The following is a 13,998-nucleotide window of genomic DNA, read 5'->3' as shown; positions in this document are numbered from 1 at the left end:
GCCAACTGTAGTGCCAATGTATTTAGTTCATGGATAAATCAGTTGCGGTGTCGTCGACGGCCCGGTCCGGCGTCGACACCAGCGTCAACGCCGCCACACCAGCCGGCACCCGGGCTGCGGCATTGGTCACAACCGATATCGCGCAGACCGCCATCAGCGCCGCCAGTAGTGCTGTGGACACGCCCGCGATCGTCGAAATGGTCACCAGCACATCGCCGATGTGCAGCGAAGTGATTGCGGGCAACGCGAGAAAGGCTGCCGAGAACGCCAACCAGACGCCACCGGCGAAGGGGCGTAGACGTCGCCAAAGCGCAAACCGTTCGCGCCTGGAGCCGGCTGGGATCAGCATGTGCGCTCACCCTTGTCGATCGTGGCGCTAAAGTTGTCCAGCCGCAGCGATGATGCGCGGATGGCAGTCGCGGTGACGTGCGCGGCGACCAGAGCCGACGACTCCGCGATGATGGCCGAGGTGAGCTGCGCGGCGCGCGGATCGGTGGTCGAGACGTCGGCCCCGATGATCAAGTTCTTGATCCCGATCTGACCACCCAGCGAATCGGCGTCGAGGACAAGGTTTTCCGCGTGGGTACTGGGACCGGGTGCACGGATGATGAGCGTCGCATCACCGACGAGGGGGATGTTGTGGGCGGCCATGGCAAGGCAGAGATCGGTGAGAGTGGCGGTGCCGAGCCGGACGGCCATGACGGGTTTGCTGCCGATCGTCGCGGTGAAGGATTGCCCGGAGAGCGCGATATTCATCGGCAGGTCACCGCGGGCGATGCCGGTGCCCAACAGTGCGGCCGCCCCGAACCCGGCCACGAGCACCGTCGCTGCGACGCGTTTGCGAATGCGCACCTCGCGCCTCCCGTCACCCACTGTTGATGTGACTGAAGGTAACGCATACCTGCCGGTGGTGACCCCGGCGGGCCGTCCGGGCTTGCTCACACTGTCGGAGAATGGTGACACGTAACTCACTGAGAACTGGGTATGGCACAATCACGTCGACACGCCGAGTGAACGATCGGTCAATGTTCGGGTCGGCCACGCGGGCGGGCTGTTCATGACGATCACTGAGTTCACCAACATCACAGGAGGTCAGGATGGCTGATCAGGCATTCAAGGGGCGGACCGCCGTCATTTCCGGCGGCAGCCGAGGGATCGGCCTGGCGATCGCCACCGCACTCGGGGCGCGCGGGGCGAACATCGTGTTGCTGGCCAAGACCGATACCCCGCACCCCAAGTTGCCGGGCACCATCCACACTGCAGTCGAGGAGATCGTGGCCGCCGGCGGCGCTGCCACCGGTGTGGTCGGTGACGTCCGCAACGCCGACGACGTGGCGCGCGCGGCGCACATCGCCGCCGACACCTATGGCGGCGTCGACATCTGCATCAACAACGCGAGCGTGTTGAACCTGACGCCGACCGAAGAACTGCCGATAAACCGGTTCGATCTCATGCAGCAGGTCAACGTCCGAGGGACCTTCCTGCTCACCCAGAAGTGTCTTCCGTACCTGCGAAAGTCGCCGAATGCGCACGTGCTCACGCTGTCGCCGCCGCTCAACATGAGCGCAGCGTGGCTCGGCAAGCACCCCGGCTACATGCTGGCCAAGTACGGAATGACGCTTGCGGCAATGGGTTTCGCCGCCGAATATGCCGACGCCGCCGTTGCGAGCAACTGCCTGTGGCCGGAATCGACCATCGCAACCGCCGCGGTCCGCAACCTGCTCGGTGGTGACGAAGCCGTCGCGCACTCCCGATCGCCGCAGATCATGGCCGACGCCGCTGTCGCCGTGTTCTCCAAGGACTCCACGCAGACCGGCCGGTGCTACCTCGACGTCGAGGTACTGGCTGAGGACGGTGTCACCGACTTCTCGATCTACGGCGGGCAGGACCCGATCGAGTACGACATCTTCGTCGACCCGCGGTAGCCGTTCTCCCGGATCAGTAGGTGGCCCACTCGCCCTGGGCGTAGCGCAGGATCCGCGGGTCCATGAGGGTCGACGGTGGCATCTCGAGTGGCTGTCGGTCGAGTGGGAACACCGCGGCCGCAGACAGTTCGGCTTCGCTGAGGAAGCGCATCGGCCCCGGAGCGCGCAGGTGGAGCTTCGGGGGCGTGCCCTCATCGGCGAGAAAGAATCCCCAGTCGCCGAACGACGGGACGTCGACGTGGTACGGCGTCACGGCGAGCCCGGCAGAACGCAGCGTCGACCCGATGCACCAGTACGACTTCGGTGCGAAGTACGGTGAGCCGGACTGCACGACGATCCGCCCGCCCGGTGCGGAGTGGGCCTTCACGAGTGAGTAGAACTCGGTCGAATACAGCTTGGCCGTTGCTGATTCGTCTGCGTCGGGCATGTCGACGATGATCACGTCGTACCGCTCGTGCTGCTGTCGCAACCATGTGAAGGCGTCGGCGGTGACGATGTTCGCGCGCGGATCGTTCATGGAGTTGCGGTTCAACTCGAGCAGTCGGGAATCAGTGCGTGCGAGGTGAATCATCGCGGGATCGAGTTCGACGAGCGTCGGCCGAACACCGGGGTAGCGCAACACTTCTCGTAGGGCGAGGCCGTCGCCGCCACCGAGGACGAGTACCGACGCAGGCGTCGACCCGCCAACGCTGCTGCGGGCCACCGCGTCGGCCATCGCGGGGTGGACGAGTGCTTCGTGATAGCGGTACTCGTCGCTCGATGCGAACTGCAGGTCCCCGTTCAGATACAGCCGCGTATCGCGCCCGGAGCCGATGCGTCGCTCCGTGATCACGATGTCCTGATACTGCGTACGTTCTGCTGCGACGATCGGGTCTCGATACATCGCCTGACGAGCGGTCACCTCAAAACGGTCGGCATAGACCAGCGCGGCAACCAATACCGCGATCACCGCGACAGCGGCCACACTCAGCACAGCGAACCCGGTGCGCGTCAGCGACTTCCGAAACATCACGAAGACCAGGAAGCAGCCGGCGATGGCGTTGACGAGGCCGACGACGATCGCGCCGCGCAACTGTCCGAACACGGGCAGCAGTACGAACGGGAAGCACAGCCCGCCGATGAGTGCTCCGATGTAGTCGGCGGCGAACAGGTCGGCGACCGCAGAACCCGCCTCCTGCTTGCGAATACGCTGCAATAGCACCATCAGCAACGGAATCTCCGCGCCGATGAGCAGACCCAACACGAAAGCGACCACCACAAGGGCCTGGGTGTACAACGACAGATATGCGAACGCCGCGTACAGCGCCAGCACCGACAATCCGCCGAGTAGTGCGAGCGCGAGCTCGATGGCTGCGAACGCCGTGACCGCGTGGCGCTGTAGGGGTTTGGCTGCCAGCGAGCCGATGCCCATCGCGAAGACCATGACCGCCAAGACGATCGACGCCTGTGTTGCTGTGTTGCCGATCAGATACGAGCCGAGTGACACCAGCGCCAACTCGTACACGAGCCCGCATGCCGCGCAGACGAATACGACGGCGAGCAATCCGACACGGGCGAACCGTGATCGGGGAGCGGTGTGTTCGGCCAGCAGTGTCACAGTATGGCAGCGGCGATGATCACTGCGATGCCGACGTGCGAGATGCCGTGGACCCACACCGCGGGATGGCTTTCTGCCCCGATGACGATCTCACCGAGCTTGCCCGGGGTGAACAGGTCGATGACGAAGAACGTCGCGCACATCACCGCCAGACCGATCAGCGTGTAGATGACGGTGTAGGTCAACCCGACCGCGAGACGTCCCTCGCTCGCTGCGATCGCAGCGGTGACGATGATCGCGACGGCAATCAGATTGGAGCCGACGAGGATTCCCGCATTACGGTTCCGGTCGATCCACAGCTGATGACGCAGGTTGCCGGGCGTCAACGCGTCGATGACCGCAAAAGAGATCAGCATCAGCAAGACCCCGACACCCGCGTAGGCGGCGGCGTAGTAGGTGTTGGTGAGAATCGCGTCGGCCGAGATCATGTGTGTACTCCCGTGTCTGATGCTTGCTCTGGTCGGACTTCCGTGTGCTGGCACAAACTGCACCGCGGTGTCTTACTTTCCGGTTCCACTGCCACCGCCGCGGTTGGAGCTTCCCGACCCGGAGAAGTCGGGCGTCGGGACCCAATAGCCGCCGACGTAGCTGTGATAGTGGTTGTAGCCCGACCGGTAGTCGCGGCTGACCATCACCTTGGTTTTGTCTGCGGCATAAGGGAAAAGGCCGATCAGGTAGCCCGGGTACTGCAGAAACTGCGTACCTGCGACGTTGCCCGCCCCAGCAGTGTCGCCCGCGCGCTGGTCGGTGGGATTCTGGGCGGACGCGAGTTGTGCTGACACAGTCGACGGGTCACCATCGGCGATGTATGCGTCGACGTCGGACTCGTCGAGCGAACTGTCGCGCTGATAGTGCGACGTGACGTACGCCCGCGCGTCCCCTCCGCCCGATCCGCGAAATGCGCTGACCGCGCACGAGCCGAGCGCGATCAACGCGACGATCACGATGAGCGCGATGATCGTGTTGCGTATCCGCCGCAGCCTCCGGGTCGGATCAGCCTGGCCCTGTCCCCGTGGCCCGCCGGACCGGCAGGGTCCTTGCGGGCCACCCGGGGCGCCAGGCCATTGCCCTCCCGGGTCGTCGCCTCCCGGCGGGTAGGTCATGACCGGACCGCCAGGGCGTCACGGTCGATTCGGCTCGACGTGACCACCACCTCGCCGGCCTGTGGATAGGTGTGCCAGGTGCGCCAGATGAGCGCGTCGTCGTCGGTGTCGGCGGTCACTGCCGTCACCGCGAGCTCGTTGCCGGGGAATCGCCCGAGGAGTGCGGGCAACCCGGCGCGCGCATGTCCTTCGACCTCGGATTCGATCTGCTCGAGCAGGTCGGCCATCGCATCGGAGCTGCACTCGATGATTCGCGACGAGAACACGTAACCGTCGGCCTGAAAGCTGTCCGGCAGTGCGGTGGTGATGTCTGGCAGGCAGGCGACCGTCTCGCACAGTTCGTGCGCGTCGTCGGTGATGACAATCTGATGGCTGGCACCGAGGAGTCGGATGGAGAACGTCAACGCCCCGATCGTGTGATCTGCCGCTGCGAGCGGCTCACGCTGCGCGGCGGTCAGCGAGAATCCGAGCTGACCTGCCCGGGTGTCGGAGAACGCGACGTCGAGGTCGGTGAACGGACTCACCGCTGCTCCGGGCCCGGATTCGACGGGTAGATCCGGTACTCCGAACGATCGAGCACCTGGCCGCGTGCGCATTCCCACCCGCTGCCGTAATCCTCGAAGGACAGCCTGTCGCCACCCGCTTCATAGTCGTGATAGCGCATCCGGCCGACCTGCGCCAGACCTGTCGTACCGAACGACGTGAACTGTGCTGAACCCGCTTCGTCGTTCGTATACCGCCGACCTTCGAGATCGACGTAAGCCGGTCCGGGGGTCACGGTCACGCCGCTGAGCTCCTGCCAGAGAACCACTTCGAGATCCGGATCGTCCTCCACCGAGATCCAGGCCTTCCGGCCGAGACCGGTGTCGAGGAAGTTCTCGGCCCACGAGAAGCCGTCCTGTGAGAGCTTGAGCGCGCCCCGGACCGCGAATGTCTCTCCGCGGATCTCGACGAGGTCGCCCGGTTTGAGCTGGCGAGGATCGCCGCGCACGGCGTCGTCGTCTGCGGTCGAGAAGGGATCACGCGGCTGGTACGTGCGCGAATACAGCGCGTCCCGCTCGGCTTGCTCGCGCTTTCGTTTGCTCAAGACGTTGAACACGAGCACGACGACGATGATCGCCAGCAGAGCGATGACGATGATCAGCAGGAATTCCATTGGTCAGAGGATAGTGCGTCGGGCCGGACATTCGGGGCACCCAGTGTCGGTACCGCGAATGACATCCAGCCCGACGCACCGTCGTTACCGAACCCCTGACCTACTGAACCCAGTTCTGCTGAACACCGGTCTTACTTGACGTTGGTGTCGATGAACTGGGTCGAGTACAGTTCGTTCGCGGGGATCTGCGCGGGCAGATCGGATCCGGAGTTGTTGAGCACCGGGATCAACTGATTGATCGACTCCTGCGCCTTCGCCATGTCGATGCCGCCCCACACACCCGCGGCGTCCGGGCCGATGACACCTTTCTCCTTGAGGATCTTGGCCGAGTACGACGCCTCGCCCTCGCTGTAGGTGCTGAACGAGACGTCCTGCGAAACCCAATCGGTGATGGTCTTGTTGATCGCGTCGGGCGAGTTCACGTAGTTCTTGCCGGTCTGCTGGATCATCGGGATCAGCTTCTGCAGGCAGGGAGTCAGCTTCTCCATCTTGTCGGGCCGCACACTCACATTCGACGCGTAGACGTCGTAACCGGCGTCGCGGACCATCGCGTAGGCGACGGGCTTGTCCCACGACGGGGTCTCATGCTCGTAGGTGTACGGCTCGGAGTTCACGAAGCCCTGCTGCGCGATCGACGGGTCACCGACGAATCGTGCTGGCGCGCCGTCGTATCCGGTGTCGAGCTGGCTCTGCTTCAGTAGCCCCTTGGCCACCAGCCATTGCGGGAACACCTGCTCCTTCGACACGACGACGGTGGCGTCGGACTTGCCGATGTCGGCGATGGTGCGCCAGTCGGGGTGCTTTTCCGGGTCCCACATCAGGATCGACGGGTTGTACTGCAGGAGTGGCGTCAGTGCTACGACCCGCTGCTTCGAGGCAGCTGAGACGAGCTGGTCGCCGTGGACGAGTCCGAGGTCGATGCTGTCGTCGGCGTGCATCACCGAGGGCACCGACTGGAATCCGATCGCGGGACCGCCCGCCCGCAGGGTGATGTCGACGCCGGTGTCCTTGCCGTCGTAGGCGAGCGGGCCGGTGGCCGACTTCTGATTCGCGTCGACGGTGTATCCGGGGCCCATCAGCCCGATCACGCCGGCCATATCCGACTGCGGCTGCCACTGGAGTTGCACCACAACATTTTTCGGGCAGACGGACGCGAGGTTGTATTCGGCCGGTGCGGACGGCAGCGACTGCGCCGAGCTAGACGACGTCGACGACGAGTCGGTGCACCCGGCGAGTGCGGCGACACACGCGGAGGCGGTTGCCGCTACGACGGCTGCGCGTACTGACAGTCTGCGACGTCGCGAGGCGACGTGGGACGGCGAAGCTTTGGACACGGTGGAACTCCTCTTGCGGAAGGGTGAACGAGACCGACGACGCCGGCCCCTGGAGTGGATTACATGTAAATGTAGGGGCTGCTGGTGGATCGCGCGAGTCTGGTGCATGTAGCGCCGATTGGCCGGTCTGGCATCGGAAAACTTCTTCTGACATGCGCTTTGATAGTGTCTCACCTGCGTGTACCGGGTTCGAGCCCGCGGTTCTGTCACATATTGTTTACGTCGGGACACGCGAGCGCAATGCATGTAACCAACAATCAGAAAGCGGAGTAAGTCCGACTCTTACATGTAGGCGCTCCCATGTGCCGTGGCTCTGATGGATGTACACATGAACCTGATCGACACCGTCAACGACACTGACGCGAGGCATCTCACGAAGGGTGTGATGATCTCGGCGTCGGGAGTATCCAAGCAGTTCGATTCCGGCACAATCGCTCTCGCCGACGTCGACCTCGACATCGCGCGTGGCGACTTCGTCGCGATCGTCGGTCCCTCCGGCTGTGGCAAATCGACGCTCCTGCGCATGGCTGCGGGATTGGAGGCGCCGACAACCGGTAGCGTCGCGCTGGCCACCGATTCGGTCGGCGTGATCTTCCAGGAACCCACATTGCTGCCGTGGCGTTCTGTGCAGGCCAACGTCGAACTATGTGCCGAGATCGCGGGTGAGTCACGTTCGGAGCGTCGGGAACGTGCTGCCGCGGCCATCGATGCCGTGGGCCTCGCCGGCTTCGAGAAGCAACTCCCGCGCACGCTCTCGGGCGGCATGAAGATGCGAGTCTCGTTGGCGCGCATGCTCACCAAAGAACCTGAGGTGATGTTGCTCGACGAGCCGTTCGGTGCGCTCGACGAGATGACTCGCCTCGACATGCAGGCAGAACTGTTGCGGCTGTACGGCGATCGGGGATTCACCGCGCTGTTCATCACCCACTCGATGCCCGAGGCGGTGTTCCTCGCCAACCGGGTGATCGTGATGTCGGCCCGACCGGGCCGAATCGCCGCGGACATCCGCATCGACCTTCCTTATCCCCGTCAACCCGACGTGCGCTTCGACCCGGCTTTCACGTCGTACGTCGCCGCGATCTCCGAAACACTCCGAGGTGCCTGATGACCATCATATCGACTGCAATGACACAAGATTCGACGTCGAGCACCGCTGTCACCACAGCGTCGCCCGCTCCCTCGGCCTCGGGAACCGCGCCGGGCGGTAAGGCAACATCGTCGACGAGAACGCGGCTACGCACAGCGGTGCGCATGGTCGCACCGCCCGCGGTGTCTCTCGCTGCGGCGATCGGACTCTGGTACCTGGTCAGCATGGTGATCCTCTCTCCGCAGCGGCGATTCCTCCTTCCGCCGCCGCACGAGGTGTTGACCAACTCGTTGCTCGACAAGGCTCACGTCAACCCGATGCTGGAGGCACTCTGGGTCACCGCGAAGGTGAGCCTCGTCGGGTTCCTCTTCGCCGCTGTCATCGGCATCGCGATCGGCGTGCTGATGAGCCGCGGCTCTCTGATGGAGCGCGCGATCTACCCGTGGGCCGTTGTGCTGCAGGTCATTCCGGTACTCGCGATCGTCCCGCTGATCGGTCTGTGGTTCGGGTACGGCATGGTGGCACGCACCATCGTGTGTGTCATCATCGCGATCTTCCCGATCATCGCCAACACCCACTTCGGGCTCACCTCCGTCGACCGCGGCATGCACGAGCTGTTCACGCTGTCGAAGGCCTCACGCACCCAGCGATTGGTGAAACTCGAGTTCCCCGCGGCACTTCCGGCGATGATGACCGGATTCCGCACGGCGTCGGGGCTCGTGGTGGTCGGCGCGATCATCGGCGACATGTTCTTCGCGAAGGGCGAACCGGGAATCGGGACCCTGCTCGACGTCTACCGCGCGCGACTGCAATCCGACGATCTCATCGCGGCCATCGTGCTCGCGTCGTTGTTCGGCATCGCCGTCTTTGCGGTGTTCAGCATGCTCAACGCCGCCGTCGCACGCCGCCGCTAGCCGCCGACTCTCACAAGGAACTCCAGACATGTTCACCGTTCCCATCATCGACATCTCGCCCTACGCCGACCCGCAGAGCACGCCAGAACAACGAGCACAGGTGGCACGTCAACTCGACGAGGCCTCTGCCACAGTCGGATTCATGCAAATCGTCGGACACGGAATCTCCCAGAGCGTCGTCGACGGTCTCACCGAGGCCCTCGACGCGTTCTATGCACTCCCGCTCGACGTGAAGAAGAACTGCGTGCGGCCGGGTGCCAATCGTGGCTACAGTCCGCCCAAGAGCGAGTCGCTGAGCATGAGTCTCGGTGTGGCAGCGGCGAACCAGATGAACGACTTCTATGAGGCGTTCACGGTCGGCTCGGAGCAATCCTGGTATGCGGCAACGGATCTTCCCGAGTCCAGCTATCCCGACAACACCTGGCCCGATGACGCGGTGGCGAGCTTCCGGCCGGCAGTCGAGGAGTGGTTTTCCCAGGCGCGAGGCGTGTCACGAATCCTGTTGCGTGCCTTCACCGAAGCGCTCGGACTTCCGGATGGCTACTTCGATGCGCTCACCGATCACTCGATCGACGCGTTGAAGATGAACAACTACACGCTGCCCGAAGGCGAGATCGAACTCGCGGGCGAGTTGACCGGGATGGGCGCCCACACCGACTTCGGCATCCTCACCGTGCTCTGGGCCGATCGTGTGCCGGGATTGCAGGTCCTTGATCGCGACGGCATCTGGCACGACGTGCAGCCCGAGCCCGGTGCTCTCATCGTGAACCTCGGCGACGCCATGGCCCTCTGGACCAATGATCGCTGGTTGTCGACCATCCATCGGGTCGATCCGCCCGTCGTCGACGGAAGGATCATCCGACGACGTTCCGCGGCCTTCTTCTTCGACGGCAACTTCGACGCCGTCATCGAAACACTGCCCGGATGCGCGCGCACAGATCAGCCCGGGTACCCGCCGATTACCGTCGCCGACAACATCAACGCCAAATTGGCCGGAATGAAACAGGGGGTCGCGCCACAGGCCGCTGATCGGGAGGCGCAGCGGCTGACGTCGGCGCACACGGCGCGATAGGGCGTTACGCTCGATGACCGTGACGGTTGGAGGCGGTGAGGGCGCATTGCTGACGCAGTCGGTGGTGCGCCGACTCCGCGACGAGATCTTCGCCGGGCAGATGGCCCCCGGCACCCCGCTGAGCGTGCCGGGACTCGCTGCGCGTCTCGAAGTGTCGCGCAGCCCGGTCCGCGAGGCGGTGCAGCAACTCGTCGTCGAAGGACTCGCCGAGTACACACCGCGTGTCGGCGCCAAGGTCGCCGCGCTCGACGAGGCGAGTCTGCGCCACGTCTTCGAGGTTCGCGAGGTGCTCGACGGTCTCGCCGCCCGCCAGGCCGTCGAACGCGTGACTTACGCCGAGATCGACGACCTGTGGGAGCAGGTGCGCACTCAGGAGGCCCTGCTCGCCGAGGCCGCAGATCATCACCGAGACTCCCAACTCGACCTCGACTTCCACACCGCGGTGCGGTCCCTGTCGGGCAACAAACCGCTGTGCGACGCGTTGTTCAAACTCGACACGCAGTCGCACCTGTACCGCTCCGATATGTGGCAGCACGACGTCAACCGACGTCTCGCGGTGGCAGAGCATCATCGAATCGTCAGTGCGCTGGAAGCAGGCGACGCCGCCGGGGCGCAGATCGCGGCACAGGCACACGCCGCCGGGGTCTTGGTTCGGTTGCTCAGATCGTGACGGGCGCAAGCGTGACGGGCGCAAGCGTGACGGGGACAGGCGCGACGGGGGCAGGCGAACTCACCGAGCTGCCGCCGCAGCTGTGGGGCGAGTACCCCGACACGCTCGCCGACGTGATGCCCTGGATCGGGCGGTCCCTCGGCGTCGACGCCCTCGGTGGCGATCTGCCGGCGGCAAGCGAGCGCAGTCGCCTCCCCGAACTCGACGCGGCGTCGGTGGTGCTGCTGCTCGTCGACGGCCTCGGCGAACGGCAACTCGCCGCCCACGCACACCTCGCACCGACACTCACCGGACTGCAGGGCACCGTGCTGCGGGCGGGCTTCCCGTCGACAACGGCGACATCGATCACCAGCCTGATGCGCGGCGAACCGGCAGGCGAGCACGGGATCATCGGCTACAGCTTCGTGCCGGACGACGCGGCCCGCAGTCACGGTCCGGCCCGCACGCTGAACATGCTGCGCTGGACACTCGACAGCGCCGACGGCCCGTCGGCCTACGACGTCTATCCGCCGACCGCACTTGCCCCGGGAGAAGGGGAGGGCGCGGTGGGCGCGCTCGAGCGGTCGGGGGTGCGCGTCTTTCAGGTGATGCCCGGCGAGTTCAAGGACACGGGCTTCACCTCCGTCGCCTCCGGTACCGCGGGCAGACATCTACCCGCCAAGGCTCCGGCCGAGGTTCGAGCAGGCATCACCACCGCGCTGACCAGAACGCTGCCCCGCTCACACCGGCCGCGAGTCGTCTACGCATATCTCGCCGACCTCGACACCGCCGGTCACATCTACGGTCCGGGCTCCGACCCCTGGTGCGATGCACTGCGAACCGTCGATTCCCTTGTCGCCGACGTCCTTACCGACCTTCCGTCCGACGCCACCCTCGTCGTGACCGGCGACCACGGGATGCTGCGCGCGGGAAAGGCCATCGACCTCGACGCCGAGCCTGCGTTGTCGGCGGGCGTCGCACGGATCGCGGGCGAGGCGCGAGTGCGCCACGTCTACGCGATCGACGGGGCCGTCGACGACGTCGCGGATGCCTGGCGCGATCTCCTCGGCGACGACGCGCACGTCGCGCCGCGCGAACAGGTTCTCGCCGAACACTGGTACGGACCCCGCACCGCCGATCGAACCGCTGCGCGAATCGGCGCTCTCGTCGTCGTGGCGAAGGACCGTACGGTGCTCACCCGACCGGCCGCTGAGCCGGGGGAGTCGCGCATGCTCGGGCACCACGGTGGCTGGACCGCCGATGAACTGCTGGTGCCGCTGCTGATCGGCAACGATCCCGCGTAGACCGCTCCTCACCGTTGACCTTGCACTCACCGGGGTCGAGTGCTAAAACGGACGTTGGCACTCACGGATCGTGAGTGCTAGGTCGGGACGGTGAGATCGGTACCGAATGACACACCGGTCGTCCGTCGCGGGCACCGAGTCCGGCCATACAAACCTAGTGTCACCCCCTATCGGAGGATCACTTACCCATGGCCAAGCAAATCGCGTTCGATGAAGAGGCCCGTCGCGGCCTCGAGCGGGGTCTCAACACCCTCGCCGACGCAGTCAAGGTGACTTTGGGACCCAAGGGTCGCAACGTCGTTCTGGAGAAGAAGTGGGGCGCCCCCACGATCACCAACGATGGCGTGTCCATCGCCAAGGAGATCGAGCTCGAGGACCCCTACGAGAAGATCGGTGCCGAGCTCGTCAAGGAGGTCGCCAAGAAGACTGACGACGTCGCTGGCGACGGCACCACCACCGCAACCGTTCTGGCTCAGGCACTCGTGCGTGAGGGTCTGCGCAACGTTGCCGCAGGCGCCAACCCGATGGGCCTCAAGCGCGGCATCGAGCAGGCTGTCGACGCCGTCACCGAGTCGCTGCTGAAGAGCGCCAAGGAGGTCGAGACCAAGGAGCAGATCGCTGCGACCGCTGGTATCTCGGCAGGCGACCCCTCGATCGGCGAGCTCATCGCCGAGGCGATGGACAAGGTCGGCAAGGAAGGCGTCATCACCGTCGAGGAGTCCAACACCTTCGGACTCCAGCTCGAGCTCACCGAGGGCATGCGCTTCGACAAGGGCTACATCTCGGGCTACTTCGTGACCGACCCCGAGCGCCAGGAAGCCGTCCTCGACGACCCGTACATCCTGCTCGTCTCGGGCAAGGTCTCGACCGTCAAGGATCTGCTCCCGCTGCTGGAGAAGGTCATCCAGTCGGGCAAGCCGCTGCTGATCATCGCCGAGGACGTCGAGGGCGAAGCCCTCTCGACCCTGGTGGTCAACAAGATCCGCGGCACCTTCAAGTCTGTTGCCGTCAAGGCTCCCGGCTTCGGTGACCGCCGCAAGGCCATGCTCGCCGACATCGCCATCCTCACCGGTGGCGAGGTCATCAGCGAAGAGGTCGGCCTCTCGCTGGAGGGTGCCGGTCTCGAGCAGCTCGGCCAGGCTCGCAAGGTCGTCGTCACCAAGGACGAGACCACCATCGTCGACGGCGCGGGCGACGCAGACGCCATCGCCGGACGCGTGTCGCAGATCCGCACCGAGATCGAGAACAGCGACTCCGACTACGACCGTGAGAAGCTGCAGGAGCGCCTGGCCAAGCTGGCCGGTGGCGTTGCAGTCATCAAGGCGGGCGCGGCCACCGAGGTCGAGCTCAAGGAGCGCAAGCACCGCATCGAGGACGCCGTCCGCAACGCGAAGGCTGCCGTCGAAGAGGGCATCGTCGCCGGTGGCGGCGTGGCTCTGCTGCAGTCCGAGCCTGCCATCGACTCGCTGACCCTCGAGGGCGACGAGGCGACCGGTACCAACATCGTGCGCGTCGCGCTGTCGGCTCCGGCCAAGCAGATCGCCGTCAACGCAGGGCTCGAGCCCGGCGTCGTCGCCGACAAGATCCTCAACTCGCCGCTGGGCACCGGCCTCAACGCCGCCACCGGCACCTACGAGGATCTCCTCGCCGCAGGCATCAACGACCCGGTCAAGGTCACCCGCTCGGCCCTGCAGAACGCAGCGTCGATCGCGGCTCTGTTCCTCACCACCGAGGCCGTCGTCGCCGACAAGCCCGAGAAGAACCCGGCCCCGGCCATGCCCGGCGCCGACGAGATGGGCGGAATGGGATTCTGATCCCGTCTACGACGGGGATGGGATTCTGATCTCGTCTTCGACG

The 13,998-nt window shown here is 65.2% G+C and carries 15 protein-coding genes; 7 read left to right on the top strand and 8 right to left on the bottom strand.

The window, feature by feature from the left end:
- Window positions 1-22: 22 nt before the first annotated feature.
- Together A5788_RS18065 and A5788_RS18060 are read right to left on the bottom strand one after the other, a co-directional pair.
- Window positions 23-349 carry a DUF6114 domain-containing protein gene (locus A5788_RS18065; protein WP_064869089.1) on the bottom strand — a complete coding sequence of 109 codons (327 nt, stop codon included), beginning with the start codon at window positions 347-349 and terminating at the stop codon, window positions 23-25.
- Window positions 343-852, bottom strand: coding sequence for a DUF6230 family protein (locus A5788_RS18060; protein WP_064869086.1), 510 nt, complete (start codon window positions 850-852; stop codon window positions 343-345). Before A5788_RS18060 ends, A5788_RS18065 begins: the two co-directional genes overlap by 7 nt.
- A 245-nt stretch (window positions 853-1,097) precedes the next feature.
- Between A5788_RS18060 and A5788_RS18055 the strand changes: the two genes are divergently transcribed.
- Window positions 1,098-1,925 (top strand): SDR family oxidoreductase, encoded by an 828-nt coding sequence (locus A5788_RS18055; RefSeq protein WP_064869083.1) that lies wholly within the window; start codon window positions 1,098-1,100, stop codon window positions 1,923-1,925.
- Between the two features lie 13 nt (window positions 1,926-1,938).
- Here A5788_RS18055 and A5788_RS18050 read toward each other — a convergent pair whose 3' ends face one another.
- The 6 genes from A5788_RS18050 to A5788_RS18025 form a co-directional block, all read right to left on the bottom strand.
- Entirely contained in the window at window positions 1,939-3,522 is a 1,584-nt protein-coding gene (locus A5788_RS18050; protein WP_064869080.1) for a polyamine aminopropyltransferase, read from the bottom strand.
- Window positions 3,519-3,950, bottom strand: a complete 432-nt coding sequence (locus tag A5788_RS18045; RefSeq protein ID WP_152929994.1) for a DUF350 domain-containing protein — start codon at window positions 3,948-3,950, stop codon at window positions 3,519-3,521. The genes A5788_RS18050 and A5788_RS18045 overlap by 4 nt, the downstream gene beginning before the upstream one ends.
- A gap of 72 nt (window positions 3,951-4,022) precedes the next feature.
- On the bottom strand, window positions 4,023-4,625 hold the full coding sequence (locus A5788_RS18040; protein WP_082937880.1) for a DUF4247 domain-containing protein: 603 nt from the start codon (window positions 4,623-4,625) through the stop codon (window positions 4,023-4,025).
- Window positions 4,622-5,149 (bottom strand): DUF2617 family protein, encoded by a 528-nt coding sequence (locus tag A5788_RS18035; protein WP_064869076.1) that lies wholly within the window; start codon window positions 5,147-5,149, stop codon window positions 4,622-4,624. The genes A5788_RS18040 and A5788_RS18035 overlap by 4 nt, the downstream gene beginning before the upstream one ends.
- A complete protein-coding gene (locus A5788_RS18030) occupies window positions 5,146-5,781 on the bottom strand; it encodes a DUF4178 domain-containing protein (RefSeq protein ID WP_049697599.1) in 636 nt (211 codons plus the stop codon). The genes A5788_RS18035 and A5788_RS18030 overlap by 4 nt, the downstream gene beginning before the upstream one ends.
- 131 nt (window positions 5,782-5,912) lie before the next feature.
- Window positions 5,913-7,115, bottom strand: coding sequence for a hypothetical protein (locus tag A5788_RS18025; RefSeq protein WP_064869073.1), 1,203 nt, complete (start codon window positions 7,113-7,115; stop codon window positions 5,913-5,915).
- A 328-nt stretch (window positions 7,116-7,443) separates the two neighbouring features.
- Here A5788_RS18025 and A5788_RS18020 point away from each other — a divergent pair, with 328 nt between their 5' ends.
- From A5788_RS18020 to groL, 6 genes are all read left to right on the top strand, one after another.
- Complete coding sequence (locus tag A5788_RS18020) at window positions 7,444-8,220, top strand: ABC transporter ATP-binding protein (RefSeq protein ID WP_049697601.1); 777 nt, start codon at window positions 7,444-7,446, stop codon at window positions 8,218-8,220.
- Window positions 8,220-9,116, top strand: coding sequence for an ABC transporter permease (locus A5788_RS18015; protein WP_442902871.1), 897 nt, complete (start codon window positions 8,220-8,222; stop codon window positions 9,114-9,116). The genes A5788_RS18020 and A5788_RS18015 overlap by 1 nt, the downstream gene beginning before the upstream one ends.
- Window positions 9,117-9,144: 28 nt before the next feature.
- Entirely contained in the window at window positions 9,145-10,188 is a 1,044-nt protein-coding gene (locus A5788_RS18010) for an isopenicillin N synthase family dioxygenase (protein ID WP_064869071.1), read from the top strand.
- Window positions 10,189-10,201: 13 nt separating this feature from the next.
- Window positions 10,202-10,858, top strand: coding sequence for a GntR family transcriptional regulator (locus A5788_RS18005; protein WP_049697604.1), 657 nt, complete (start codon window positions 10,202-10,204; stop codon window positions 10,856-10,858).
- Window positions 10,859-10,974: 116 nt separating this feature from the next.
- Complete coding sequence (locus A5788_RS18000) at window positions 10,975-12,141, top strand: alkaline phosphatase family protein (protein WP_082937888.1); 1,167 nt, start codon at window positions 10,975-10,977, stop codon at window positions 12,139-12,141.
- A 188-nt stretch (window positions 12,142-12,329) separates the two neighbouring features.
- On the top strand, window positions 12,330-13,955 hold the full coding sequence (gene groL, locus A5788_RS17995) for a chaperonin GroEL (protein WP_007238086.1): 1,626 nt from the start codon (window positions 12,330-12,332) through the stop codon (window positions 13,953-13,955).
- Window positions 13,956-13,998 lie beyond the last annotated feature (43 nt).

This window comes from Gordonia sp. 852002-50816_SCH5313054-c (genome assembly GCF_001665925.1).
Classification (GTDB): domain Bacteria; phylum Actinomycetota; class Actinomycetes; order Mycobacteriales; family Mycobacteriaceae; genus Gordonia; species Gordonia jacobaea.
This window is presented reverse-complemented; position numbering and strand designations above follow the sequence as displayed.